Genomic DNA, 25,419 nt, shown 5'->3' on the forward strand with positions numbered 1-25,419 from the left:
ATGGGCTGGGTCCCGCCCGGCGTGCGGAGCCTGCGCGCCTACCGCCGCGGCTGGCTCGTCAAGGACGTGGTCGCGGGCATCGTCCTGAGCACCCTCCTGGTGCCGCAGGGCATGGCGTACGCGGAACTCGCCGGACTGCCGCCCATCACCGGCCTGTACACATCCGTGCTCTGCCTGCTCGCCTACGCCGTCTTCGGCCCGTCCCGCATCCTCGTCCTCGGGCCCGACTCCTCGCTCGGCCCGATGATCGCGGCGACGGTGCTGCCCCTGGTGGCGTCCGGCGGCGACCCCGAACGGGCCGTCGCGCTCGCCTCCGTGCTCGCCCTCATGGTCGGGGCGATCATGATCCTCGCGGCGGTGGCCCGGCTCGGTTTCGTCGCCGACCTCGTCTCCAAACCCACCATGATCGGCTACATGAACGGCCTGTCCCTGACCATCCTCATCGGGCAGCTGCCCAAACTCTTCGGCTTCTCCACCGACGCCAAGGGTGTCGTCGCCGAACTCGGCGCTTTCGTACGGGCAGTGGCGGACGGGAGGACGGTGCCGGCCGCCGTCACCGTCGGGATCTCCTGCCTCGCCCTGATCCTGCTGCTCCAGCGACTGCTGCCGAAGGTGCCCGCCGTACTCGTCATGGTCGTCCTCGCCGTCGCGGCGTCCGCCGCCCTCCACCTCGACGAGCACGGCGTGCACACCGTGGGCAGGCTGCCCGAAGGGCTCCCGCCGTTCACCGTGCCGCACGTGGCCCTCGCCGACCTCGGGCCGCTGTTCGCGGGCGCCCTGGGCATCGCCCTGGTCTCCCTGGCCGACACCATCTCCAACGCCGGCGCCTTCGCGGCCCGCACCGGGCAGGAGGTGCGCGGCAACGACGAGATGCTCGCCATCGGCGCCGCGAACGCCGCCGCCGGCCTGTTCCAGGGGTTCCCCCTGAGCACCAGCGGATCACGCACGGCCGTCGCCGAACGGGCCGGGGCCCGCACCCAGGTGACCGGGGTCGTGGGCGCCGGGCTGATCCTGCTCATGCTGGTCCTGCTGCCCGGACTCTTCCGCGATCTGCCGCAGCCCGCGCTCGCCGCCGTCGTCATCACCGCGTCCCTGTCGCTGGCCGACCTGCCCGGGACGCGGCGCCTGTGGCGGCAGCGCAAGGCGGAGTTCTGGCTGACCATCGCCGCGTTCCTGGGCGTCGCGCTGCTCGGCGTGCTGCCCGGGATCGCGATCGCCGTCGGCCTGTCGATCCTCAACGTCTTCCGGCGCGCCTGGTGGCCGTACAGCACGGAACTCGGCAGGGTGCCGGGCCTCGCGGGCTATCACGACGTGCGCTCGCACCCGCGCGCCGAACACCTGCCGGGCCTGGTCATCCTGCGCTTCGACGCCCCGCTGTTCTTCGCCAACGCCACGTCGTTCCGCGACGAGGTGCTGCGCATCGTGCGGCGCACCCCGCGGGTCCGCCAGGTGCTGCTCGCGACCGAGCCGGTCACCGACGTGGACACCACGGCCGCCGACGTCCTCCTGGAGCTGGATGCCGCGCTCCAGGAGAAGGGGGTCAGGCTGGCCTTCGCGGAGATGAAGGATCCCGTGCGCCGCAAGATCGAGCGTTACGGCCTGGCACGGACCTTCCCGCCCGAGCGGTTCTTCCCCACCCTGGAGGAGGCCGTGGTGGCCTTCTGGGCGCAGAGCGGGGCGCGCTGGGAGGAGTGATCAGGCCGCCACCGAGAACACGTGGATGCCCCACGGCGGCAGGTCCACGTACAGGCCGCTCTCCAGGAGCTCGGCACCCGAGCGCCCGTACCGGTCCTCGGAGAAGAGCAGCTCTGTCAACTCCCAGGTCTCCTCGCCCAGTTCGGGCCAGGGCAGCGGCACCCGCGCCTGTGCCCGATGGTCCGAGAGATTGACCACCGTCAGGAAGCGGCCCGCGTCGCCGGTCCAGCAGGAGGCGATCAGGTCGCGGCCCGACTCGTTGTCCGGCCAGAACCGGCAGTCCAGGAGCCGCCAGCGCCCGGTCCGCATACCGCTGCGGTGCACCCGGGCGAGGAGCCGTTCGTGGAACGCGCGCAGGCCCTGGTCGGGCCGCTCGTCGACACGGCGGTCCAGGAACACCGGCAGATGGATCCGGCGCCCGGTGAACTCACCCTCGTGCCACAGCGTCGCGCCGGGCAGCGTGGCGATCAGGACCGCCGCCGCGCGCTCCTTGTCCGGCGTCATCGTGTGCGCGGCCCGCGGCTCGTCGTGGTTCTCCAGGAAGCGGACGAGGCCGCGCTGGTAGTCCTCCCCGGCCCGCAGATGGTCACGGACGGAGACCGCGCTCTCGTGCAGGATGCGGTCGTAGAGGCGCTTGTCGTAGCAGAAGTCGAACCCCTGCTCCTGGAGGGCCCATTCGAGGTCCCAGTACGCCTCGGCGGCGAACAGCATGCGCGGGTGGCGCTCGCGCACCCCGGCGAGGACCTCCGCCCAGAACTCCCGCCCGGGCGGCGGGCCCACCCGCTCGCCCCAGGTCCGCGCGAAGACGTCGTTCATCAGGAGCATCGCCATGTCGCAGCGCACCCCGTCGCACATCTTCCCGATGCCGGTCAGCACCGCGGCCGTCGCCCGCCGCAGCTCCGGCGCGAACGCGTCGAGCTGCACCACGTCGGGCCAGGGCGGGAAGAACGGGTCGCGGCCGCGCGCGAGCACCGACCGCCCGGTGTCGAGGAACCCCGCCGGATCCCGGCGCACGTCCTCCGCGTCCCCCCGCACGAAGTACTCGGGGTGCTCCGCGACCCACGGGCTGTCCGGCGCCACATGGTTCGGCACGTAGTCGAGGAGCAGCCCGACGCCCCGGCGGTCGAGGGCGGTCCGGGCCGCCGCGAGACCCTCCGCACCGCCGAGCGCCTCGTCCACCGCGTAGCGGCGGATGCAGTACGGCGACCCGGCGATGTCCTTCTCGCCGATCCCGGGGACGGCCGCGTCGAACGCGGCCCGCAGCTCGGGGTTCTCCAGGGCGATGGAGCGCCCCAGCGGGCTGCGCTCCCACACCCCCATCAGCCAGACCACGTCGATCCCGGCCGGGGTCAGTTCGTCCCAGGCGTCCTTGGGCACCTCGGCGAGGCTCGGGGGCCGGCCGGAGCGCGACGCCAACTCCCGCAACCACACACGGGTGTTGACCTCATGGACGACGGGCTGCGCGGGCACCTCGGTCATCGGCTGCGCCTCCTCGTGGCGTCGGCACGGAACGCGTCGGGACCGAGCGTGCCGAAGATCTTCATCAGCGGGGCGATCAGACCGGTCCAGCCCGTCTGGTGCGAGGCACCGATCCCCGCGCCGTTGTCCCCGTGGAAGTACTCGTGGAACAGGAGCAGATCACGCCAGTGCGGATCGTCCCGGAACTTCGTCTGGCCCCCGAAGACGGGCCGCCGCCCCTCCTCGTCCCGCAGGAAGATCCGCGTCAGCCGCGCCGTGATCTCCTCGGCGACCTCGAACAGGTTCTTGTGCACCCCCGAGCCCGTCGGGCACTCCACGGTGAACTCGTCGCCGTAGAAACCGTAGAGGTTCAGCAGGGCCCGCACCAGGAGCGCGTTCATCGGCAGCCACACCGGGCCGCGCCAGTTCGAGTTGCCGCCGAACATCCCGGTGTCCGACTCGGCCGGCAGATACCCGACCCGGAACTCCTGTCCGCCCGCCCAGAACGTGTACGGGTGCTCGGCGTGATGACGCGACAGCGCGCGGATCCCGTACGGGCTGAGGAACTCGTCCTCGGAGAGCAGATGCCCGAGGACGCGTACGAGCTTCTTCTCGTCCAGGATCGACAGCAGCCGCGGCCCGCCCGCCGTGCCGGACTGCGCCGTGCTCATCGTCACCGACAGCGAGGGGTGCCGGGCGGCGAACCGCTGGAGCCGCTCGCCGAGCCCCGACAGCCGGGCCAGCTGCTCGGGACGGAACACCGTGGAGGCGCACAGCGGCAGCAGCCCCACCATCGAGCGCACCTTCAGCCGGACCGCCTGTCCGTCGGGCAGCCGCAGCACGTCGTAGAAGAAGCCGTCCTCCTCGTCCCACAGCTCGTCGCCGAGGTCCCCGATCCGGTCCATCGAGGCCGCGATCCACAGATAGTGCTCGACGAACTTCAGGACCAGTTCCTCGTACGCATCGTTGTGCTGGACGAGTTCGAGGGCGATCTGGAGCATCGACTGGCAGTACAGGGCCATCCACGCGGTGCCGTCGGCCTGCTCCAGCGTGCCGCCGGTGGGCAGCGGGGCGCTGCGGTCGAAGACGCCGATGTTGTCCAGGCCGAGGAAGCCGCCCTGGAAGACGTTGCGCCCCGACGGGTCCTTGCGGTTGACCCACCAGGTGAAGTTCGTCAGCAGCTTCTGGAAGGTCCGCTCCAGGAAGGCGTGGTCGGCGTGGCCCGTCGTGCGCTCCTCCATCAGGTGGACGAAGTAGGCGGCCCAGGCGTGCACCGGCGGGTTCACGTCGCCGAAGTTCCACTCGTAGGCGGGGATCTGCCCGTTGGGGTGCAAATAGCTGTCCCGCAGCAGGAGTTCGAGCTGCTGCTTGGCGAACTCGACGTCGACGACGGAGAGCGCCAGCGTGTGGAACGCGAGGTCCCAGGCGGCGAACCACGGGTACTCCCACTTGTCCGGCATCGAGATGATGTCGTCGTTGATCATGTGGAACCACTCGCGGTTGCGCACCCCGGGCCGCGGCAGGCTCCACGGCGACAGATCGTGCTCGGCCAGCCAGGTCTCCAGGTCGAAGGCGTAGTACTGCTTGGACCAGAGCATCCCCGCGAGCGCCTGGCGCAGCACCCGCGCCTCGTCCTCGCTCGCCCGGGCCGGGGTCAGCTCCCGGTAGAAGTCGTCCGCCTCGGCGATGCGCTGCTTGAACACCGCGTCGAAGCCGCGGGCCAGCGACAGCTGCCCGCCCGCGGGACCCAGGCGCAGCCGCACTGTCTCCGACCCGCCCGGGGGGACCACCAGCGTGTAGTGGGCGGCCGCCTTGGTGCCCTCCCGCTCCGGATTCACGGCCGTGCCCTCGCCCTCGACGAGGTACCGGCCGATGCCGTCCTTCACGTAGGGAGAGGCGTTCGGGGTGTGGAACAGGCGCTCGTTGTTCGTCTCGTTCTCCGTGAACAGCACCCGGGGCGCCCCCGCGCACCGCAGGTCGTAGGAGCCGAGCCCGGGATGGTCGGCGCGCACCGTGGAGACCGACTTCGGGCCGTCGACCGCGCGCAGCCGCGGCGCGGGATCCGGCGCGCGCCCGTCGTCCCAGGACCAGGTGTTGCGCAGCCACAGCGTCGGCAGCACATGCAGCGTCGCCTCGTCGGGGCCCCGGTTCTCCACGGTGATCCGCATCAGGATGTCGTCGTGGTCCGCCTTCGCGTACTCCACCGTCACGTCGAAGTAGCGGTCCTCGTCGAAGATCCCCGTGTCCATCAGCTCGTACTCGTACTCCTGCCGGCCGCGGGAGCGGTTGACCGACAGGAGCTGCTCGTACGGGTAGGCGGCCTGCGGGTACTTGTACAGGTAGCGCAGGTAGGAGTGGCTGGGCGTGCTGTCGAGGTAGAAGTAGTACTCCTTGACGTCCTCGCCGTGGTTGCCCTCACCGTTGGTCAGGCCGAAGGCGCGCTCCTTCAGGATCGGATCACGGCCGTTCCACAGGGCGATCGCCAGACACAGCCGCTGCTTGTCGTCGCAGATGCCGCCGAGCCCGTCCTCGCCCCAGCGGTAGGCGCGGGACCGGGCGTGATCGTGCGGGAAGTACGACCAGGCGTCACCGCCGGGGCTGTAGTCCTCGCGGACCGTGCCCCACTGCCGCTCGCTCAGGTAGGGCCCCCACAGACGCGCCCGCGGGTTCCCGGTGGCCGTCGGCCCCACGCCCGCGCTCCGTTCCTGCTTCTTCATGCGCGTACTCCCTGACTCGGTCAGCCGGATGGGCCAGTCTTCGCGGGGGTCGTGCCGTCTGCCTCACCTCCCGGGGGTGAGCCGCCGCCGCGGGCCAGCAGCGTGACCGCGATCTCGTACGCGGCGAGCAGTACGCCGACCACGAACAGCGCGGGCCACGTGGACAGCAGCAGCGCGACCAGGACGGCGACGACCACCCCGCCCACCCGCAGGACGTCGGCGTGCCAGGCGATCCAGGGCCGCACCGCCCGGTCGGTGCCGATCCGGGTGCCGGCCCGGGCCGCGAACTGCCCGCCGGCGCGCACCCCTTGGACGGCGCGTCGGCGCAGCGCCACCGGCAGCCGCCCCGGACCGATCAGATACATGAGGACCGCGAGACCCACCCCGAGCCACAGCAGCAGGTCGCCCAGATCGCGCAGCGTCGAGAACACCGTCCACAGCGCGGCACGCAGCCCGTCCCGGTAGACGCCCTGCGGCACCTGCCCGAGCACCTGCCCGCGCACCGCCCGAAGCACCGCGTGCAGCACGGTCACCGTGACCACCAGCCACACGCCGAGCTGGAGCAGGGTGCGGCGCCGGTCCGGCGCGGCCCACAGCGCGAGCGCGAGCAGGACCGGCACGGCGATCAGCAGCGCCACCAGCGCCCGCTTGAGGACCAGTACCGCGTGCTGGAGCTGGCCCAGGGTGTGCCGGTTGTAGATCCGGATCTGCGCGAAGTCCGCCGGGAGCCGCACGCCCAGCGCCTTCTCGACGCGGTCGTGCAGCCCGGGAGGCAGTTCACCGGAGGTCACCTTCGGCAGGTCCAGCTTCTTGCCGAACAGCGACGGGAGTTGCGCCTCCAGGTCCGTGAGCAGGTTGTTGACCATCGGCAGCAGGTTCAGGGTGACCGTGTCGCCGTGCACCCGCACATTCGCGTTGCGCTGCTCGACGACGGCGACCATCTTCTCGTGGGCCAGCCGGTTGGCGCCCTCCCACAGCGCCCGGAACTGATCCGTGGCCAGCAGCTTCGACACCGTCCGCCCCATGGAGTCGTGGACGGCACCCGTGACCGGGCCCGCGAGGAAGGCCGCGCGCGGCGGCAGCGCGTCCGACAGCTTCTTCTGCACGTCGAGCTGGTCGAAGATCTCGCCGGTGAGATACGTGGACACGGCCTTGTTCACCGCCGGGTCCTGCGGCAGCGGGCCCACGGCCGACACCCAGCGGTCCGTGTTCAGCGCCGTACGCGCCCCCCACAGACCCACCACCGACGTCACCCCCACCACGGCGACCAGCGCGATCAGCACAGCGGCCAGCATCCTGCGCGCCATCAGCAGCCGGGCCCGGCGCCGCCGCTCGGTCCCCACCCGCTCGCGCAGCTCGGCGACCTCGGCCCGCAGCCGCTCCACCTCACCGGCCTCGGCCGCCCGGGCCGGTTCGGCGGGGCCCGGACCCTGGTCCTGGGACATGGCGTCACCTCCGCGCCCCACCGTCGCCGCCCGCCGGGCCCCCTCCCTCACCTGCGGCGGGTGACGCGGCGCGGCCCCCGCGGACGCTGTGATGGCGGTCGTGACGGGGGTCGTGACGACGAAGGGAGACACGATGGCCGGGATCGGACCGGTGCAGCTCCTCACGGTCGAGTTCGGGCCGGAAGCGAAGTTCGAAGGCCGGATCATGGAAGAGCTGTCGATCCTTGAGGCGAACGGTCAGATCCGCGTCCTCGACATGCTCTTCGTCAGCAAGGAGCCCGGTGGCGACCTGTTCACCATGGACTTCCAGGCGGAGGGCATGGGGGAGACCGTCGCGGCACTGCTGGGCATCTCCGGCGAGAAGGTCAAGGCGGCCCAGAAGGAGTACCCGAGCCTCGTCGAGGGCAACGCCTTCGGCCTGAGCCTGGACGAGATCAGGGAGATGGCCGACGCCCTCGACCCGGGCACGGCCGCGGCGTTCGTCCTCCTGGAACACGTCTGGGCCAAGTACCTGCGCACAGCGATCCGTGACGCGGGCGGAGTGCCCGTCGCGGAAGGCTTCCTCACCGAGGAGGCACTCGAACCCGTCGCCGTCCAGGTCACCGCCGCCGCACAGCGGCTCGGCGACCCCGTCGCCCCGAACGGCGGCGGCGACCGGACGGGACACCACAAGCCCAGGAGGCCCTGATGGCCGATCTCGTCGTGCTCGGATTCGCCGACAAGGAGAAGGCGGAGTCCGTGCTGCGCCTGTCGAAGGAGCTGTCCCGCCAGGAACTGCTCGACCTGGAGGACGCCGCCCTCGCCTGGCGCACCATGGACGGAAAGATCCACGTCCAGCAGACGTTCAGCACCACGGCGGCCGGCGCGGCCGGCGGCGCCCTGTGGGGCACGCTGTTCGGCATGCTCTTCCTGATGCCGGTGTTCGGCGCCGCGGTGGGGGCCGCCACCGGCGCCGTCGCGGGCAAGCTCAGCGACGTCGGCATCAACGACGCGTTCGTCAAGGAGATCGCGGGCACCCTCGAACCCGGCCACGCCGCCGTCTTCGCCCTCGTCCGCCGCTCCACCCCCGACCGCGTCCGCGACGCGCTGCGCCCCTTCAAGCCCAGCGTGCTCCGTACCTCCCTCACCAAGGACCGAGAGGAGGAGCTGGTCAACGCCCTGCAGGGCGCCTGATCGCACCGCCGTCGGCCGGCCCGGCCGGGCGCCGTCGCACCCCGGAACTTCACCCGGGTGAGATGGCGTCCGCCGGGCCGCCGTTCTGCCCGGGTGGGCCCACACTGTGCTGTGCCGCACCGCAGGCCTTCCCGAGAGCGAGGTGCCGCCGATGTCCGAGCGGCTCTGCCCCGAGGACGAGGGAGCCGACCACGCGGCGTCCCGCACGACCCCCGCGCTGCCCGCCTGGATCGTGTCGCGCCCCCGCCTGACCGACCGGCTCGCCCGCGCGGTGCGCGGCCGGCTGACGGTCGTCGTCGGACCGGTGGGCGCGGGCAAGACGGCCCTCGCCCTGGAGTGGGCGCACACCCGGCACCCACCGGGCCCGCTGGCCTGGGTGACCTGCGACGGCCGCGCCGAACAGCCCGCCGTGTTCTGGCCACGGGTCACCTCCGCCCTGCGCGACGCGGGCGTCCGGGTCCCGGACGCCGTCGCCACCGGCGAGGGACCGCTGCTCGTCGCGGCCCTCGCCGCCGAACTCAACCGGCGCACCGAACCGGTGGTGCTGCTCCTCGACGACTTCCAGCCCGCCCCCGGCTCACCGATCGCGGACGGCGTCAGCAGCCTCTTGCGGCACACCTCCGACCTGCTGCGCCTGATCGTCCTGGCCCGCCGCGACCCGCCGCTGCACCTGCGCCGCGGCCGCCTCGCCAGCGACGTGACCGAACTGCGCACCGCCGACCTCGCCTTCGACGACCGGGAGACCGCCGCGCTGCTCGCCCAGCACGGCGTCGACGTGCCCAAACAGACCGTGAGCGTGCTGCGCAGGCGCACCGACGGCTGGGCCGCGGGCATCCGGCTCGCCGCGATGTCCATGGAGAAACTGGAGCGGCACGGCGAACCCGAGCGGTTCGTCGACCGGTTCGCCGGGGACGACGAGGCGGTCGCCAGCTACCTCGTCGAAGAGGTCCTCGACCTCCAGCCGGCCGCCGTGCGCCGGCTCCTGCTCACCACCAGCGTGCTGGACCGGGTCAACGCCGAACTGGCCGCCGCGCTCTGCGGCGACGACATCGGCGGGCACTTCGCCGACCTCGTCCGCGAGAACTCCTTCCTGCACCCGCTCGGGCACGGCTGGTACCGCTGCCACCAGATGTTCGCCGACGTGCTGCGGATGTGCCTGCGCCACGAGACACCGGGCCTGGTCGTCCCGCTGCACCGCCGCGCGGCGGCCTGGCTCGGCGCGCACGGCCGCCTCGCCGACGCCGTCGGCCATCTGCTCGCCGCCGAGGACCGGGACCTGGCCGCCGAACTGATCGTGCGTCACCTAGCGATCGGCCAGGTCCTCGGCCTGTCCAGGTCCCCGCTGCCCGCCGACCTCACGCGCACGGGCCCGCAGGAACCCGGGATCGCGAGCAGTCCGGAACCGGCGCTGCTCTCCGCCGCCGTCGCCCGCGTCCGCGGCGACGACCAGGCGTGCGGCCGGTACCTGGAACTCGCGGAGAAGCTGCTGCCCGACAGCCGCGAGTGCGACGGCCAGGAGGAGAACGACCGGATCACCCGCTGCCGCCTCGCGCACGCCGTGATCCGGATGGACCGGCTGCGCGCCGACGACCCGGAGCAGGCGTACGCCGCCGCCCTGGAGGTGGAGGAGACCGGGCCGCTGCTGCCCCACACGGCGCTCGCCCAGCACCCCGAGATCCCCGCGCTCACCCTCGCGGTGCGCGGCGCCTACGAGGTCAGGGCCGGGCACCTCAAGGCGGCGGAGGTCTCCCTCACCGGCGCGCTGAAGGCGGCGGGCGCCGCGGGCAACGGGGCGCTGCGCCGGGACTGCCTCGTCGAACTCGCGCTCCTGGAGGCCGTACGCGGCCGGTTCCGGGCCGCCGACGAACTCGCCGCCCACGCCACCCAGCCGCCGCTGCCCAGCTGGTGCGCCGCCGAACGCTCGCAGGCGGCCCTGCACCTGGTGCGCGCCTGGGTCGAGCTGGCCCGCGGCGAAGCCGGCCGCGCCCGCCACGAACTGGCCCGCGCCGACGCCGTGCTGCGGTCGTCGCCGGATACGTTCCTCGCCGAGCTGCGGGCGCTCGCCGCGGGCGTCGCCGCCGCGGTGGAGCGGGGCGGCCCCTTAGGCTGCGGCCCGAACGTCCTGGACGAGCTGACGCGCTCCGCCCGGCTGCCGGTGACCGTGCTGCGCACCGTGACCCCGGCCTGCGCCTTCGTGCTGGGCGCGGCCCGCGGCGGCCGCGCCCTCGGCCCGGAGCTGCCGGACCGCGTGGGCGGACGGCCCGCCCGCACGGAGCAGTTGAGCCCGCGCGAGCGCGATGTGCTGGACCGTCTCGCCCAGATGATGACCACCGAGGAGATCGCCGCGGAGCTGTACCTCTCGGTGAACACGGTCAAGACGCACCTCAAGAGCGTCTACCGCAAGCTCGCCGTGACGCGGCGCTCGGCCGCGGTACGGCGAGCACGCGAACTCCAGATCCTGTGATCACGTTCCGTCCGACCGCCTCTCCTGTGATCCGGGCCGCGGCCCGACCAGGCCCAGCTCACGGCCGCGCCGCACGGCCTCGGCCCGGGAGCTGGCCCCCAACTTGCGGTACACGGCGCGGACATGGCTCTTGACCGTGTTGTGCGACACGTACAGAAGGTCGGCGATCTGCCGCAGCGACACCTCCTCCTGAAGCCGCCCGAGGACCGCCAACTCGCGTGCGGTCAGCGGCTGGACGGGCGGTGTCCCCGGCCGCGCGGGCTCCTCGTGCGGCAGCGCGGCCAGCACGGCGGCCGCCTCGTCGACGAGGACCACGGCGCTGCGTGGATCCGCCACGGCGCCGGCGACTCTGACCAGCGTGCCCGCGACCCACACCAGGCAGGCCGTCACGGTCGGGCCCGGCGCGGTGCCGGATCCCGGTTGCCGGTCGTACAGGACTACGGGCATGCCCCTCACCTCCCCATGTGGAGGGCACCACCTCCACGGTGAGGGGCGTCGCCGCGGTCATGGAAGAGGCTTGTCGGGCAACCTGTGCACCTCCAGCAGTTCCAGGCCGAGCGCCTGGATCCGGTCGAGGATCCCGTACAGGGCGGCCTGGTCGAGCCCGGAACCCACCAGGACCGTCTCGGACGGGTGCAGGACGACGGTCATCTCGCCGAACGCCGAACTGAAGGCGTCACCGATCCTGCCGCGCACCCGGATCTCGAAGTCGCCCATGCCGACACCTCCCGTACGACGGCTCGGCCATCGGCCCTCGGTCATTGTGGCGACGGGGCGGGCGGCGGCATCACCTCGTGCGGGTGACGGTGGCGCGGGCGCGCGGCGGGATGCTCCGGAGGCCAGGAGAACCGGCAACGCGCGACGAGGAAACCAGTGCTGCGTGACGAGAAGGGGACACGACATGGCCGGGCACATCACATCGGGCCCCACACCGGGCTCCGGCACACCACCCCCGCAGGAACCCCATGTCAGCGTGATGGCGCTCGGCGGAGTCGTCTTCGCCGCGTGCGTCCTGGGCATCTCCGGCGGGTTCCACCTGATCTCCGGGCTCTCCGAGATCCTGAACAGCAACTACTACCAGGCACAGCACGACTACGCCTTCGACTTCGACACCACCGGCCGGGGCTGGACCGAGATGATCACCGGCGCGGTGATGCTGGCCGCGGCCTTCGCCCTGTTCAAGGGACGCACCTGGGCCCGCGTGGTCGGTATCTTCATCGCCACCCTGAGCGCGCTGGAGAACTTCTTCTTCACGCCGTACCACCCGGTGTGGTCGGCGATCATCATCGTGCTCGACGTGCTGGTGATCTGGTCGCTGGCGGCGTACGGGCCCCGCGAGGCGCGCAAGGTCTACGGCGCGACGAAGTAGCCGCGCCACGTGCGGAGGGGATCAACTCCGTTTGGTCAGGCCCAGTTCGGCGATCGTGCGCCAGTCGAGGGCGGGCCGTTCCCGGTAGCCGCCCGGCCGTCGCCGGGGCACCACCACGCGCAGGGCGCCCGCCCGGATCTCGCAGCGCACGGGAACGGGCAGCCGCACCGCCTCGCCGTCGATGCCGACGGGCAGCTCCGCCCGGTCGGCGTCGACGGTCACCGTGGCCGCGCGCGCCCGCGTGAGACCCGTCGCCCGGCCGCCCCGCAGCAGCCCGGCGGCCTGGGCGGCGCTGGTCACACGGACGCCGACGCAGCCGAGGACGCCGCCGTCGATGCGGGCGCGGCGGCCGAGTCCGGCGATGTCGCGTTCGCCGTAGGGGTTGTTGCTGACCAGCAGCGCCTGCGGGTCCTCGAAGGTGTGCTCCCCGGCGCGCGCGGTCAGCCGGGCGCCGCGGTGACCGACCAGCAGCCCGGGCAGCAGGTCCAAGGTCGTACGGGTCTTGCCGTCCCGGTACGACGGGCTCTGCACCACCTCGGCGTACGCGCCGAAGGAGACGTTGTTGACGAACGGCCGCCCGGCCGCCCGGCCCAGATCCACCCGGAGTTCGACCCCGTCGCGCAGCGCGTCGAGGGCGGTGGCCGGGTCGTCGCGGTCCAGGCCGAGGTCGAGGGCGAAGTGGTTGCGGGTGCCCGCGGGAACGACGAGGAACGGCAGTCCGAGGTCGGCAGCGACCTCGGCCACGAGAGCCTGCGTGCCGTCACCGCCCGCGACGCCGAGCAGGTCGGCGCCGCGCGCCGCGCACGCGCGGGCCAGGGCCGCGACGTCCGTCTCGCCGTCCGTGCCGAGCAGCACCACCTCGGCGCCGAGTTCGCCCGCCCGCTCGCGCAGCCGGAACCGCTCCACCTTTCCGCCCCCGGAGCGGGGATTCATGATGAGCACGGGATGCCGGAACTCCGGCGCGCGCCGCTCCCGCGTCGCGGCCGCGGCCCCCGGTCCGGTCAGTGCCGCCCGTCCGGCGCCCGTGGCCGCCAGCCACAGCGCGCCCGACACCAGCACGACCCAGAGCAGACCGGCCCGTACGTACGCCACGACCACCCACACCGGAGCGGCGAGCGCGAGCAGCACGGCGAGGTACCGCAGCACCCCCCGCCGGCTGAGGATCCACCACACGGCCACGAGCGTGAGCACCGCACCCACGAGCCCCACGGCGAGCAGGGCGAAGGTGCGCAGCCCGGCGAACACGCCGAGCACCGCGAGCGCCGCCGCGGCGGAGAGCAGACAGACGCGGGCCAGCCGGCGCCGCCGCCGAAGTCCTGGGTTCTGCTGTTCCATGCCGGACAGTCTGCGGGCCCGCGGGCCCGCCGCCCCTCACCCCCGGCAGGCGACTCGGCGGCAGACCTCACACGGCCGGGGTGACGCCCCGGGGCCCGGCCCGGTCCAGGGTCGGCACCAGCCGCGAGGGGAGCACAGCCATGAATGCCATGAAGTCCCGGAGCGCACAGCGCACGTACGCGTCGGCCTCGCCCGCCGAGCGGGGGAGGAGCGCCCGCTCCCGTGTCCCGCGCTCGGCCCACGGCGAGTTCGCGCCGCCGGCCGACCGCCCCGATCCCGTCGACGTGCTCGAACGGCAGTCGGCCAGCCGCCTTTCCGAGCTGGTCCCGCTGCGCTACGGACGCATGACGCAGTCCCCGTTCCGGTTCTACCGCGGCGCCGCCGCCCTCATGGCGACCGATCTCGCGGGCACGCCGGCCACCGGGCTCCGAGCCCAACTCTGCGGCGACGCCCACCTGTTGAACTTCCGGCTGCTCGCCTCGCCCGAGCGGCGCCTGATGTTCGACATCAACGACTTCGACGAGACGCTGCCGGGCCCCTGGGAGTGGGACGTCAAGCGCCTCGCGGCCAGCCTGGTCATCGCCGGGCGCGGCAACGGCTTCGGCGCGGCGCAGCGCCGCCGTGTGGTGCGGGCGACCGTGGGCGCGTACCGCGGCGCGATGGCGGAGTTCGCCGCCCTGCGCACGCTCGACGTCTGGTACGCGCGGATCGAGGCCGACGAGCTGTACGCGGCGCTCTCCGCCCGGATCGACCGGGCCACCCGCCGCCGGATGTCCGCCGCGCTCACCAAGGCCCGTACCCGTGACCACCTCCAGGCCCTCGACAAGCTGGCCCGGGCGGCCGACGGCGAGCTGCGCATCGTCCCCGACCCGCCGCTGATCACCCCGCTCGACACCCTGATGCCGGGCGTGGAGCGCAAGCACCTGGAGGACCAGCTGCGCGAACTGGTCGCGCGCTACGCCCGGTCGCTGCCCGCCGACCGGCGGGCGCTGCTGGCCCAGTACCGGGTCGTCGACATGGCCCGCAAGGTCGTCGGCGTCGGCAGCGTCGGCACCCGCTGCTGGGTGATCCTGCTGCTCGGCCGGGACGCCCGCGATCCGCTGCTGCTCCAGGCGAAGGAGGCGCAGACCTCGGTCCTCGCCCCGTTCGCCGGAGCGTCGGACCTCGTCAATCAGGGCGAACGGGTCGTCGCGGGCCAGCGGCTCATGCAGGCCGCCGGTGACATGTTCCTCGGCTGGGAGCGGGCCGAGGGCATCGACGGGCGGCAACGCGACTTCTACATCCGCCAGTTGCGGGACTGGAAGGCGATCCCGCAGGCCGACCTGATGAGCCCGGACGTCATGCTCCTGTTCGGCCGGACCTGCGGCATCACACTGGCCCGCGCCCACGCCCGCTCGGGCGACCGCATCGCGATCGCCGCCTACCTGGGCCGCTCCGACACCTTCGACCGTGCGGTCGCACGCTTCGCGGAGGCGTACGCGGACCAGAACGAGCGCGATTTCGCGGCGCTCACGGCCGCGGTGAAGGCGGGACGGGTGCGGGCCGAGAAGGAAGAGAAAGGGGAGAAGGAGGAGAAAGGGGAGAAGGGGGAGAAGGGCGAGCCGGTCAAGCGGGGCAGGCCGAGCAGGGCGGGCAAGCCTTAGGGCTTGCGGGACAAGTCCTGGCGGTCGGCCGGGCCCGTCCAGCGTCGCACAGAGTCCTCCTGCGCCAGCACCCGCCCGATCGCCACCCCGGCCACCACCACGGTGAAGAACACGATCAGCCAGGACAGGAGGGTGAACACCGAGCCGAGCGGCCCGTACCGCTGCTCGCTCACCCGCAGCGCCCGCGGCAGCCAGAGCCCGGACGCGACGCAGAGGGCGACCGCGCCGCCGCCGGCGAGGAGCGCGCCCGGCAGCAGCGGCAGCCACGGCACCCGGCCGGCCAGCAGCAGATGCTGCGTCCACCACCACATCAGGACCGACCCCACCGTCTGGAGCGCCACCCCCAGCACGGGTCCCGCGCCGAACGCCCCGTGCAGCGAACCCTGGAGCACCAGCACCGTGATCCACACCAGCAGCCACAGCGCCCAGCGCCACGCCACGTACCGCACACCGGAGCGCGGGAGTTCCCAGGCGCGTTCGCACATCCGTTGCAGGGCCCGGGTGAACGAGGTGGCCGAGAGCAGGGCGACGAGCAGGCCCAGGGCTCCCCAGTTGTAGAACGAGTTGTCCATGCCGCGGGTCAGCACATCGGCGTCCGCCACCACGGGCCCGGCCGAGCCGATGAGGGTGTGCAGCGAGCGCCGCAACTCGTGCCGCACGGGCGCCGGGCAGAGCGAGGCGACGGCGATCAGCATCGGCAGCGCGGCGAGGAACGCCTGCGCGGCGAGCCGGGTCGACATGTCGAGGACGGTGACCCGGACGAGCTGCCGCCCGGCGCGGGCCGCGAGCGACCGGGCGGCTTCGGCGATCGCCATGACGGTGACCTCTCCTGGCAGGACGCGCTGCTGCCGGACACCGTGGGCCGCGCCGCTGCGCACCGCGCCACCCGGTACGGGCGACACGGGCGGACCGGCCGCGCGATCCCTCAGGCCGCGTCGCGTGCGACCTTGCGCGCCCACAGCACCAGCGGGATCTGGAGCGGCACCCGGGCCCGCGCCGCGTTCCTGAGCGGAGCGGGCCGCTCGTTCCAGTCGGCGGCCATCTTGATGTTCCCGGGCACGACCGCGACGAAGAACGCGGCCGCCGCGGTGGCGGCGCGGGCCCGGGTCCGCGGAAGCGCTACACCTGCCGCGAGCGCCAGCTCCACGGCGCCGCTGGCGTAGGTCCAGGTGCGCGGTGTACCGGGCAGCGACCGGGGCACCATCGCGTCGAACGGCTTGGGCAGCAGCAGGTGGCCGACCCCCGCCCCGGCGAGCAGACCGGCGAGGAGCTGGTGAGAAGGGGCGCGGCGCAAGGGAGCCTCCAGGGACGGCAGCGACGGAGCAGCGATCTTACTTACCGGTAAGTAAGAAAGTCGAGTTCCGCACCGCGGTTTGGACGGAAGCGCTTCGTTTTCCGGACAGTTTCTTGGTCAGCCTGGGGTGCTCTTCGTTTTGCGGGCTGCGCGAGTGGCCGCCGGTCGGGGAGACTGGGGGAGGAGGGGGAGCTGTTCCACGGCTCATGGTCTTCGATGCGGTTGCGTGCCCACGGGTGCGCCTGAGAGGTAATCGTGGTCGTGACGAACATGGAACTGGCCGCTCTGGCCGTGCGTCTGACGGGGGAGGCCAGCTCCGAGCCGCTCGACGTGGGAAGGATCCTGTCCGCGTTCGTCGAGAGCGTCCGCCGGCTGGTCGGCGCGCACGGGGCGGGGGTGCAGTACGCGCCGCCCGGTGCCGCGGCGGTACGGACCGAGGGGACCAGCGCGGAGCTGCGCGCGCTGACGGCCGACGCCGCCGCCTGGGGAGAGGGTCCAGGCTACGAGGCGCGTACGGCGGGCCGCCCCATCGTCGACCTCGACGTCACGGGGCGCCCGGCCCGCGTGCGCTGGCCCCGCTGGGTGCCGCGCGCCCGGGCCCTCGGGCTCGCCCGTGTCACGGCGCTGCCCCTGTCCGGCGGCGGCGTCACGGTCGGCGCGCTCATCCTGCACGCCGGCCCCGGGCCGTCCCTGGGCGATTCGGGGCTGACCCGGGCGCGCGCCCTGTCCGGGATGGTCGCCGACCTGCTGTCCCTGGTGCGCGAGGTCGAGCAGAACCGCGCCCTCGCGGGGCAGTTGGAGCACGCGCTGACCAGCCGGATCGTCATCGAGCAGGCCAAGGGGATGCTGTCGGTCCGACGGGGCGTCACCGTCGACGAGGCGTTCACCCTCCTGCGCAACTACGCCCGTTCGCACCGCCGCAGGATCGTGGAGATCGCCACGGACGTCACCGAGGGGCGCGCGGACCTCCACGCGCTGTGAGCCCAAACCCCTGCGCCGCGTCCTGCCCCGTGATTAACGTGTAAGGGCAGATGTCCGTACGAACGGCATGCGTGAGCGGACCGCGCTCGGATGGGGTCGGGCTGGTGAGCGGCAAGCCTGTGGGGTCGGCCGAAGCACGTACACACTCGGGGGACGAGGCGCGGAGTCTGATGCGTGCCGCCTTCGGGCGGGAGTTCAGGGCGCAGGACGTGCCCAGGGGCGGGGCGTACGTCATCCGGCACTTCGACGCCGGACACGTCGCCTACCGCGAGATGGTCCTGCCCGCCCCGTTCTCCTTCACCAAGGAACCCCAGGACGACCTGGTCGTCGTGAGCGTCGCGGGCGGCCGGGTCCGGCGCACCCTCGGACGGCAGCAGGGCACCTTCGGAGCGGGCGACAGCTTCCTCGGCCATGTGCCGGGGCGGCCCTGCTCCGGGTCCTCGGCGGACCTGTACGCGTCCGCCGTCACCCTGCCCGGGGAACTCCTCGCACGGGCCGCGGCCACCGTCGACCCCCGTGGCGACCGCCCCCTGCGGTTCACACGTCACACCCCGGTCGACGACCGGCACACCGGGCACTGGGACCGCGTCCGCGCCTACGCGCGCAGCGTCTGCGACCTCGGAGCCGAGGACGTCCCGCTGATCGTCGGCCCGCTGGCGCAGCTGCTGGCCGGCGCGGTTCTCCAGGTGTTCCCCAACACGGTGGCCGGTCACGAACCGCTCCTGGCCGACACCCGGGACGCCACCCACTCGACGGCCGTCCGCGCCACGGCCTACATCGACGACCACGCGCACACCGACATCGGCCTCGCGGACATCGCCGAAGCCGCGCAGGTCACGCCCCGCGCCCTCCAGTACGCCTTCCGCCGCCACCTGGGCACCACGCCCATGGCCCACCTGCGCCGCGTACGTCTCGCCCACGCCCACGCCGCGCTCAAGACCGCGAGCCCCCTCGACGGCGCCACCGTCACAGGGATCGCCGCCCGATGGGGCTTCCTGCACACGAGCCGCTTCTCGGCCGCCTACCGCGCCGAGTACGGCCGATCACCCAGGGAGACCTTGCACGGTTGAACGCGGCTCCTACCGGCTTCCACCGGCTTCTAGGGGACGGGCCGCAGATAGACGGCGTCGAGCGCGAGGTGCGCCCCGCCGTGCGCCGCCGCCGCGAACCCCAGTGCGGACAGGCGGACTTCGCAGCCGGCCGCCCGGGGCGCCATCACGCGCGTACGCAGCATGTCGTGCAGCCGGTCGAGGAACAGATCGCCGATGTACGTGAAGTAGCCGCCCAGGACGATCAGCCGGGGGTTGAGGACATCGGCGAGGAGCGCCAGGCCGAGGCCCAGGTCGTGGGCCACCCGGTCCAGGGCCTCCACGGTGCGCCGGTCGCCCGCCTCGGCGCGGCGGCGCAGGTCCGTCAGGCGGCTCTCCAGGGCGACGTCGGGGTCGTGCAGCGGGTCGCTGCCGCGCGCCGCACGCCGCAGGATGGCATCGAGGCCGACCATGGTCTCCCAGCAGCCGTGCCGCCCGCAGACGCACGGTTCGCGCGCCGGGTCGAGCGGCATGTGGCCGACCTCGCCGGCGAACCCGTCGGCACCGCGCAGCAGTCGCCCGTCGTTGACGATGCCGGCTCCGATGCCGCGCTCCCCGGTCAGGGAGAGCATGTCGCGGACCCCGGAGCCACGGACCCGCGCGTACTCGGCCAGCGCGGCCAGCTTGGCGTCGTTGTCCAGGGCGATCGGCGGCGGCGTCCCGACCCCGGCCCGCCGAAGACGCGCCCGCAGCGCCTCTCCCGCGGGCACGTCGCGCCAGCCGATGCCCGGGGCGAAGCTCACGGTCGCCGACGCGCTGTCCACGACGCCCGGTACCGCGAGCGTGAGCCCCACCGGGCGCCTTCCGTCGCGCTCCAGGGCGGCGAGGCAGTCGGCGACATGACGTGCCGTCAAGTCCAGTACGGCGTCGGCTCCTTGGTCCTTGACGGCCAGTGGTACTCGGTGCGCGTGGACCTGGGTGCCGTCGAGCGCCAGGGCGAGCACGTGGACGTAGCTCGTGCTGATCTCCACGCCGACACCGCAGAGGCCGCCGCCGTCCAGGTGCACCAGCGTGCCCGGACGGCCCACGGCCCCCTCGCGCTGCGCGGGCCCCTCGCGGACCAGGCCGAGGCCGACGAGTTCGGCGACCAGGCTGGTCACCGTCGGCTTCGGCAGCCCGGTGTCGGCCGCGATCTGCGCGCGCGAACGCGGGCCGCTGTCGCGCAGCAGCCCCAGCACGGCGCCGAGGTTCGTGCGCCGGATCGAGGCCCGGTCCCGGGTGCCGGAGGCATCCGCGGGCGCGGCGTGCGACGCGGACGCCGTACCGAGATCGGTCACTTCGTGCTCACCCATGTCCCTTCGCCGGCCGTCATCGAGCGAGAGCCGTCGCTCCCATGATGGCAAGTCCCCCGCGCAGCAGTTCGGTTGAGGGGAGCTCAACGCGGTTCCACGGATCGCTTGACAGCCTCTGCATTAGTTCGGATTCTAGTCGAACTAAATCACGCCAGGTGGTGCACGCTCTGCCAACCCCCCACGGTCAGAGGAGCAGTTGTGTCCTTTCGTCCCGGTCGTCCCCGAACCAAGGCCGTCTGCGCGCTGGCCGCCGCGAGCGCGTTGCTGCTCGGGGGGCTCGCCGCCGGTCCGGCGTCCGCCGCCGACCCCGCCTACACCGTCTCCGTCGGGGCCAAGGGCGGGTGGAACAACCCGGACGACAGCCCCGCATCCCCGTACATCGACAAGGACGGCACGTTCCACTACCAGTCCGCCCACGCCCTGTACGGCGCGGACGACCCCCGCGAGTGGACCTTCCACCGGGGCGCGGACTTCGACACCGCGACCCGGGACGCCGGGCTGAGCGACGCCGTGAACCCGGCGAACCCGGACGACCGCAACGACGACACCACCTGGCGCTGCGACAACAGCCCGACCGGCCGCGAGGCGACGTTCGCCCCGGACACGTCGAGCTACGCGCGGAAGAACTACTGCGACCTGATGGGCGTGTGGGTCGACCCCGACACGGGTGACTGGTACGGCCTGGTCCACAACGAGTTCACCCCGAGCCCGTTCGACGACGGGCTGCACTACGACGCGATCGACTACGCCGTCTCGACCGACCGGGGCAGGACGTGGGACATCAAGAACCACGTCCTCACCTCGCCGTACAGCACCGAACGCGGCGACGCCGCCGCCTTCCCGCACGAGACCTACTCCTACGGCGACGGCGACCCGCGCCTCTTCGTGGACACCGCGTCCGGGTACTTCTACGTCTACTACAACTCCCGCGTGATCCCGAAGGGCGGCGTCCCCGGCGGCTGGACCGACGGCAGCCTGGCGCACGTGGCCCGCGCCCCCATGTCCGCGAAGATGGCGCCGAGTTCGTGGCGCAAGTGGTACGACGGCGCCTGGTCGCAGCCAGGAATCGGCGGCCTGGAGAGCACCATGGAGCCCGTCGACGCCGACCACCCCACCGGGTACGCGGCCGTCGAGCACGACTACGACCCGGACAACGCCGGGACCGTGGCCGAGCAGCAGGCGGCCGGTGAACTGCCCGCCAAGTCGGACCTGTTGACCATGAACATCGCCTACGACGCCCATCTAGGCCTCTACATCGGCCAGCCCGAGGCCGTCGTCCAGGACTCCACCGAACCGCAGCGCTTCTACGCCACCGACGACCTCGCCACCCAGAAGTGGCGGCTCATCGGCGACACCGGCGACTACCGGACCGGCTCCTGGTACCGCTGGATGCTCGACTCCGTGAACAGGACCGGCTCGACCATCGTCGGGAAGACCTTCCGGAGCTACTGCTCCTTCCAGTGCTCCAACGGCGCCGACGGCGAGTACTACGAGACCGTCGTCGACACCGACACCCCCGCCGCCCCCGTCACCTCGGGCAGGACCTACACCGTCGCGAGCGGCGACGGCCGCCTCCTCGCCCAGGTCTCCGGCAGTTCGCGGACCACCTCCGTTGCGGGCGGCGGGAGTTCGGCGCTGATCCGCTGGGTCTTCACCAGCAACCACGACGGCTCGTACCGCGTCGCCAACGCGGCCACCGGACGGCTCCTCGGCGTCGATTCCACCGGCGACGCCGGACGTGCCTGGGGCGCCCGGCCCACCGTGACCGCCGCACCGGCCGGCGGCCCCACCGTCGGACAGCAGTGGTTCGTCGTCCCCTCCACCCACGCCGACGGGACGCGGGCCGGCACGTACCGCCTGGTCAACCGCTACAGCGGCCTCGTCGTCGGCCTCTCCGGCGACCGGGACAGGACCGCCGAGACCACTCCGGTACGGGCCTGGAAGGACACCACCGGCGGGCCCGTCGGCGACGCCCGCACCGCCGCCGAACAGACCCTCACCCTCGCCGCCACGCCCTCCTCGCACCGCCGCTGACCCGCCCGCGTGCGCGTCCCCACAGGGACGCGCACGCCTTTGAGCGGACGCGCGCCGGACCCCGTGCGCGCGTCGAGCACCACCGTCGCCCCTGCCCCCATCGAAGGAACCCCGTGCGCAGACTCGTCACAAGACCCGCCCTCGTCGCGCTGGCCGCCACCGCGGTCGTCGCGGCGACCGCGACCGCCGCGGTCCCGGCCACCGCCGGTTCCGCCGCTCCGGCCGCGAAGAAGTCCACGCAGGCCCGTGTCCAGCTGATCACCGGTGACGTCGTCCAGGTGACGGACGGCAAGGTCACCGGCTTCAACCCGGCCGCGGGCCGCGCGAACATACCCGTACACATCGAGAGCGACGGCAAGCGGTCCCTGGTCGTCCCCCTCGACGCCCAGCGGCTGATCGCCGACGGCACCCTCGACGAGCGGCTCTTCGACATCGAGCAGCTGAACAGTGCCGCAGCCCGCAAGCTGTACAGGAGCGGGCTCCGGGTCATCGTCGGCTACCGGGGCGCCGCCACCGGGGCCCGCGCCGACATCCAGGACACCGGCGCCACGGTCCACCACGGCCTCAAGGCGCTCGACGCCCAGGCCCTCACCGCGGCCCCTGACGAGCTGCCCGCCCTGTGGAAGTCCCTCACGCGGTCGGACAACGATGTCACGCGGACCGCAGCGGCCCAGGGCGTCGACCATGTCTGGCTGGACGCACCCGTCAATGCTCAACTCGACGTCAGCGTCCCGCAGATCGGCGCCCCCGCGGCCTGGCAGGCGGGCTACGACGGCAAGGGCGTCAAGGTCGCCGTCGTCGACACCGGCGTCCACGCCGACCACCCCGACCTGACCGGCAAGGTCGTCGCCGCGAAGAACTTCTCCACCTCGCCGGACGACGAGGACCACCAGGGGCACGGGACGCACGTGGCCTCCACGATCGCCGGATCGGGCGCGAAGTCCGGCGGGAAGTACAAGGGCGTGGCGCCCGGCGCGAGCATCATCGCGGCGAAGGTCCTCGACGACACCGGCAGCGGCGCCGACTCCGACATCATCGCCGGTATCGACTGGTCCGTCGCGCAGGGCGCCGACATCGTCAACATGAGCCTGGGCGGCACCGACACGCCCGACACCGACCCGCTCGAAGCGACCGTCGACCACTACAGCGAGAGCGACGGCGTCCTCTTCGCCGTCGCCGCGGGCAACGAGGGACCCGGCGCGGGCACCGTCGGCACCCCGGGCTCCGCGGACGGCGCGCTCACCGTCGGTGCCGTGGACAGCGACGACAGGACGGCCGACTTCTCCAGCCGCGGCCCGCGCCTCGGCGACGGCGCGATCAAGCCGGACGTCACCGCGCCGGGCGTCGACATCACCGCCGCCTCCTCGCCGGGCAGCGTCATCGCCCAGGAGGTCGGCGAGAACCCCGAGGGGTACGTCACCATCTCGGGCACGTCCATGGCGACGCCCCATGTCGCGGGCTCCGCGGCCCTGTTGAAGCAGCAGCACCCGGACTGGCGGGCCGCACAGCTCAAGGGCGTGCTCACCGCCTCCACCAAGGACACCGGGTTCGGCGCGTTCGAGCAGGGCGCGGGCCGCATCCAGGTCGACCACGCCATCAGGACGGGCGTCTACGCCGAGCAGACCTCGCTGAACTTCGGCAAGGCCGCCTGGCCGCACGGCGACGACAAGCCGCTGACCCGCACCCTCACCTACCGCAACACGGGCCCGTCCGACGTCTCCCTCGACCTCACCGCGAGCGGCGCCTCGGCGGACGGCAAGGCGGCCCCCGAGGGCATGTTCACCGTCAGCCCGGCGAAGATCACCGTGCCCGCGGGCGAGTCGGCCGACGTCTCCGTCACGGCCGACACCGCGGTCGAGGCCGCCGACGGCCAGTACTCCGGCGCCGTCGTGGCGGCCGGCACGGACCAGAGCGTGCGCACCGCCTTCGCGGTGGAGCGAGAAGTCGCCTCGTACGCAGTCGAGTTGAAGCACCTCGGCCGTGACGGCAAGGCCGCCGCGTACTTCCAGACGTACGTCAAGGCGCTGACCGGTGACACCGCGGGCACCGAGTACGCGGTCGACGAGGACAGCGACTCCACCACGCTGCGCCTGCCGGTCGGCGAGTACACCGTGCAGGGCGTGATCCTCGCCGACCGCTCCGACCCCACCCGAGGCACGGACTGGATCGCCCAGCCCAAGCTGGTCGTCGACAAGGACCAGCAGGTCACCCTCGACGCCCGTACCGCGAAGCCCGTCGACATCACCGTGCCCGACGGGAAGGCGAAGGCCGAGCAGGCGTACATGTACTACGGGGTCAAGAAGGGCTACACGACCTACCAGTCCGGCTGGCAGCTCGACTCGTACAAGAACGTCCGTGTCGCGCACCTGGGCCCCGAGATCACCGACGGGTCCCTGCAACAGGCGTGGGACGCCGACTTCGTCGTCGGCGGCGCGAAGCAGTACTCGCTCGTGTACGGCGGGCCCGTCCAGCGCCTCGCCACCGGGTACACGCGCCACGAGAAGAAGCGCGGTCTCGCCGACGTGACGGCGTCGCTCGGCGTGGCCAAGCACGGCAAGGACGTGTGGCTGAGCCCGATCGGCACGGTCCAGGGGTCCCTCATGGGCTTCGCCTCGGGCCGCATCACCCCCGCGCCGACCACCCGCAAGCTCTATCTGTCGACCGCCGACCAGGCCACGTGGAGCCTCGGCATGGAGCAGGTCGGCGCGCCGCTGCCCAACGGCTGGCAGCCGACGGAGTCCCGCCACACCGTCTCCTTCAAGACCTACCGCGCGGGCCACACCTACCAGGAGGTCTTCAACACGGGCGTGTTCGGCCCGCTGATCGATGAGAACGACGGCATCGTGCGCAGCGGCAACACCCTCTACGCGTTCCTGCGCATGTTCGACGACGGCCAGGGCCACGACGGCACCTCGACCGTGGCATCGGCGCACACCAAGCTCACCCGCGACGGCGAGACGCTCTTCGACCAGGACGAGGACGTGGAGTACGCGTCGTTCGCCGTGCCCGCCGGCGACGGCGCGTACACGCTGAGCACCACGTCGGCCCGGAGCGAGGACATCGCTCTGGTCGGCACCCGGATCGACGCGAGCTGGACCTTCCGCTCCATGGACGGCGACAAGGTGGCCCCCGCCTCGGTGGTCCGCTTCCACCCTGAACTCGACCTGGAGTCCACCGCCAAGGCCGGCAAGAAGCTGACGATGCCGGTCGAGGTGCAGGGCGCCGCCGTAGGGGACAACCTCAAGTCCCTGACGGTGCACGCCTCGTACGACGACGGCACCACCTGGCGGAAGCTGACCGTGAAGCACGGCACGACATCCCTGAAGGCCCCCGCGAAGGGCAAGGGCGTCGCACTGCGCGCCGAGGTCGTCGACCGGCAGGGCAACACGTCCACGGTGACCGTGCACAACGCGTTCCGCGGACGCTGACCC

At 72.8% G+C, this 25,419-nt stretch carries 19 protein-coding genes; 10 read left to right on the plus strand and 9 right to left on the minus strand.

Annotated features, from left to right (window positions below):
* Window positions 1-1,695 carry a SulP family inorganic anion transporter gene (locus K377_RS02280; RefSeq protein WP_111661351.1) on the plus strand — a complete coding sequence of 565 codons (1,695 nt, stop codon included), beginning with the start codon at window positions 1-3 and terminating at the stop codon, window positions 1,693-1,695.
* Here the strand turns inward: K377_RS02280 and K377_RS02285 are convergent, their stop codons facing one another.
* The 3 genes from K377_RS02285 to K377_RS02295 are packed head-to-tail and all read right to left on the minus strand — an operon-like array spanning window position 1,696 to window position 7,315.
* Window positions 1,696-3,174 carry an alpha-amylase gene (locus K377_RS02285; protein ID WP_111661352.1) on the minus strand — a complete coding sequence of 493 codons (1,479 nt, stop codon included), beginning with the start codon at window positions 3,172-3,174 and terminating at the stop codon, window positions 1,696-1,698.
* Complete coding sequence (locus tag K377_RS02290) at window positions 3,171-5,870, minus strand: glucosidase (protein WP_111661353.1); 2,700 nt, start codon at window positions 5,868-5,870, stop codon at window positions 3,171-3,173. Before K377_RS02290 ends, K377_RS02285 begins: the two co-directional genes overlap by 4 nt.
* A gap of 20 nt (window positions 5,871-5,890) precedes the next feature.
* A complete protein-coding gene (locus K377_RS02295; RefSeq protein WP_202455722.1) occupies window positions 5,891-7,315 on the minus strand; it encodes a hypothetical protein in 1,425 nt (474 codons plus the stop codon).
* 133 nt (window positions 7,316-7,448) lie between these two features.
* Between K377_RS02295 and K377_RS02300 the strand changes: the two genes are divergently transcribed.
* The 3 genes from K377_RS02300 to K377_RS02310 all read left to right on the plus strand — a co-directional run bounded on the left by K377_RS02300 (window position 7,449) and on the right by K377_RS02310 (window position 10,952).
* Window positions 7,449-8,003, plus strand: coding sequence for a DUF1269 domain-containing protein (locus K377_RS02300; protein WP_111661355.1), 555 nt, complete (start codon window positions 7,449-7,451; stop codon window positions 8,001-8,003).
* Window positions 8,003-8,488: a DUF1269 domain-containing protein gene (locus tag K377_RS02305; protein WP_111661356.1), complete on the plus strand. Its 486-nt coding sequence runs from the start codon at window positions 8,003-8,005 to the stop codon at window positions 8,486-8,488. Before K377_RS02300 ends, K377_RS02305 begins: the two co-directional genes overlap by 1 nt.
* 151 nt (window positions 8,489-8,639) lie before the next feature.
* Entirely contained in the window at window positions 8,640-10,952 is a 2,313-nt protein-coding gene (locus tag K377_RS02310) for a LuxR C-terminal-related transcriptional regulator (RefSeq protein ID WP_111661357.1), read from the plus strand.
* Here the strand turns inward: K377_RS02310 and K377_RS41525 are convergent, their stop codons facing one another.
* Together K377_RS41525 and K377_RS02320 are read right to left on the minus strand one after the other, a co-directional pair.
* Window positions 10,953-11,399 (minus strand): response regulator transcription factor, encoded by a 447-nt coding sequence (locus K377_RS41525; RefSeq protein ID WP_181512458.1) that lies wholly within the window; start codon window positions 11,397-11,399, stop codon window positions 10,953-10,955.
* A gap of 57 nt (window positions 11,400-11,456) precedes the next feature.
* On the minus strand, window positions 11,457-11,669 hold the full coding sequence (locus K377_RS02320) for a hypothetical protein (RefSeq protein ID WP_111661358.1): 213 nt from the start codon (window positions 11,667-11,669) through the stop codon (window positions 11,457-11,459).
* A gap of 184 nt (window positions 11,670-11,853) precedes the next feature.
* Between K377_RS02320 and K377_RS02325 the strand changes: the two genes are divergently transcribed.
* Window positions 11,854-12,321, plus strand: coding sequence for a hypothetical protein (locus tag K377_RS02325; protein ID WP_111661359.1), 468 nt, complete (start codon window positions 11,854-11,856; stop codon window positions 12,319-12,321).
* A gap of 21 nt (window positions 12,322-12,342) precedes the next feature.
* Here the strand turns inward: K377_RS02325 and K377_RS02330 are convergent, their stop codons facing one another.
* Window positions 12,343-13,656, minus strand: coding sequence for a diacylglycerol kinase family protein (locus tag K377_RS02330; protein WP_111661360.1), 1,314 nt, complete (start codon window positions 13,654-13,656; stop codon window positions 12,343-12,345).
* Between the two features lie 140 nt (window positions 13,657-13,796).
* On the opposite strand from K377_RS02330, the gene K377_RS02335 reads away from it, so the two are divergent.
* On the plus strand, window positions 13,797-15,299 hold the full coding sequence (locus K377_RS02335) for a DUF2252 domain-containing protein (RefSeq protein WP_375605895.1): 1,503 nt from the start codon (window positions 13,797-13,799) through the stop codon (window positions 15,297-15,299).
* Here the strand turns inward: K377_RS02335 and K377_RS02340 are convergent.
* Together K377_RS02340 and K377_RS02345 are read right to left on the minus strand one after the other, a co-directional pair.
* Entirely contained in the window at window positions 15,296-16,201 is a 906-nt protein-coding gene (locus K377_RS02340; RefSeq protein ID WP_258394952.1) for a YhjD/YihY/BrkB family envelope integrity protein, read from the minus strand. The two genes, K377_RS02335 and K377_RS02340, sit on opposite strands and share 4 nt — an antisense overlap.
* A 23-nt stretch (window positions 16,202-16,224) precedes the next feature.
* Window positions 16,225-16,593 carry a DoxX family protein gene (locus tag K377_RS02345; RefSeq protein WP_111661363.1) on the minus strand — a complete coding sequence of 123 codons (369 nt, stop codon included), beginning with the start codon at window positions 16,591-16,593 and terminating at the stop codon, window positions 16,225-16,227.
* Between the two features lie 270 nt (window positions 16,594-16,863).
* On the opposite strand from K377_RS02345, the gene K377_RS02350 reads away from it, so the two are divergent.
* Window positions 16,864-17,574, plus strand: coding sequence for a GAF and ANTAR domain-containing protein (locus K377_RS02350; RefSeq protein WP_237551903.1), 711 nt, complete (start codon window positions 16,864-16,866; stop codon window positions 17,572-17,574).
* Between the two features lie 170 nt (window positions 17,575-17,744).
* Entirely contained in the window at window positions 17,745-18,644 is a 900-nt protein-coding gene (locus K377_RS02355) for a helix-turn-helix transcriptional regulator (RefSeq protein ID WP_111661365.1), read from the plus strand.
* 29 nt (window positions 18,645-18,673) lie between these two features.
* Here the strand turns inward: K377_RS02355 and K377_RS02360 are convergent, their stop codons facing one another.
* Window positions 18,674-19,954 carry an ROK family transcriptional regulator gene (locus K377_RS02360; protein WP_111661366.1) on the minus strand — a complete coding sequence of 427 codons (1,281 nt, stop codon included), beginning with the start codon at window positions 19,952-19,954 and terminating at the stop codon, window positions 18,674-18,676.
* 198 nt (window positions 19,955-20,152) lie between these two features.
* On the opposite strand from K377_RS02360, the gene K377_RS02365 reads away from it, so the two are divergent.
* Window positions 20,153-21,988, plus strand: a complete 1,836-nt coding sequence (locus tag K377_RS02365) for an RICIN domain-containing protein (protein ID WP_111661367.1) — start codon at window positions 20,153-20,155, stop codon at window positions 21,986-21,988.
* 113 nt (window positions 21,989-22,101) lie between these two features.
* Window positions 22,102-25,416, plus strand: coding sequence for a S8 family serine peptidase (locus tag K377_RS02370; protein WP_258394953.1), 3,315 nt, complete (start codon window positions 22,102-22,104; stop codon window positions 25,414-25,416).
* The last annotated feature ends 3 nt before the right edge of the window (window positions 25,417-25,419 follow it).

It is taken from the genome of Streptomyces sp. PsTaAH-137 (genome assembly GCF_003259365.1).
GTDB lineage: Bacteria > Actinomycetota > Actinomycetes > Streptomycetales > Streptomycetaceae > Streptomyces.

Excerpts from the sequence above, each read along its gene's own strand:
- K377_RS02350 (WP_237551903.1), top strand. The coding sequence starts at position 16,864 with ATGGAACTGGCCGCTCTGGCCGTGCGTCTGACGGGGGAGGCCAGCTCC.
- K377_RS02320 (WP_111661358.1), bottom strand. The coding sequence starts at position 11,669 with ATGGGCGACTTCGAGATCCGGGTGCGCGGCAGGATCGGTGACGCCTTC.
- K377_RS02325 (WP_111661359.1), top strand. The coding sequence starts at position 11,854 with ATGGCCGGGCACATCACATCGGGCCCCACACCGGGCTCCGGCACACCA.
- K377_RS02280 (WP_111661351.1), top strand. The coding sequence starts at position 1 with ATGGGCTGGGTCCCGCCCGGCGTGCGGAGCCTGCGCGCCTACCGCCGC.
- K377_RS41525 (WP_181512458.1), bottom strand. The coding sequence starts at position 11,399 with ATGCCCGTAGTCCTGTACGACCGGCAACCGGGATCCGGCACCGCGCCG.
- K377_RS02330 (WP_111661360.1), bottom strand. The coding sequence starts at position 13,656 with ATGGAACAGCAGAACCCAGGACTTCGGCGGCGGCGCCGGCTGGCCCGC.
- K377_RS02310 (WP_111661357.1), top strand. The coding sequence starts at position 8,640 with ATGTCCGAGCGGCTCTGCCCCGAGGACGAGGGAGCCGACCACGCGGCG.
- K377_RS02290 (WP_111661353.1), bottom strand. The coding sequence starts at position 5,870 with ATGAAGAAGCAGGAACGGAGCGCGGGCGTGGGGCCGACGGCCACCGGG.
- K377_RS02305 (WP_111661356.1), top strand. The coding sequence starts at position 8,003 with ATGGCCGATCTCGTCGTGCTCGGATTCGCCGACAAGGAGAAGGCGGAG.
- K377_RS02300 (WP_111661355.1), top strand. The coding sequence starts at position 7,449 with ATGGCCGGGATCGGACCGGTGCAGCTCCTCACGGTCGAGTTCGGGCCG.
- K377_RS02355 (WP_111661365.1), top strand. The coding sequence starts at position 17,745 with ATGCGTGCCGCCTTCGGGCGGGAGTTCAGGGCGCAGGACGTGCCCAGG.
- K377_RS02285 (WP_111661352.1), bottom strand. The coding sequence starts at position 3,174 with ATGACCGAGGTGCCCGCGCAGCCCGTCGTCCATGAGGTCAACACCCGT.
- K377_RS02335 (WP_375605895.1), top strand. The coding sequence starts at position 13,797 with ATGAATGCCATGAAGTCCCGGAGCGCACAGCGCACGTACGCGTCGGCC.
- K377_RS02360 (WP_111661366.1), bottom strand. The coding sequence starts at position 19,954 with ATGGGTGAGCACGAAGTGACCGATCTCGGTACGGCGTCCGCGTCGCAC.
- K377_RS02295 (WP_202455722.1), bottom strand. The coding sequence starts at position 7,315 with ATGTCCCAGGACCAGGGTCCGGGCCCCGCCGAACCGGCCCGGGCGGCC.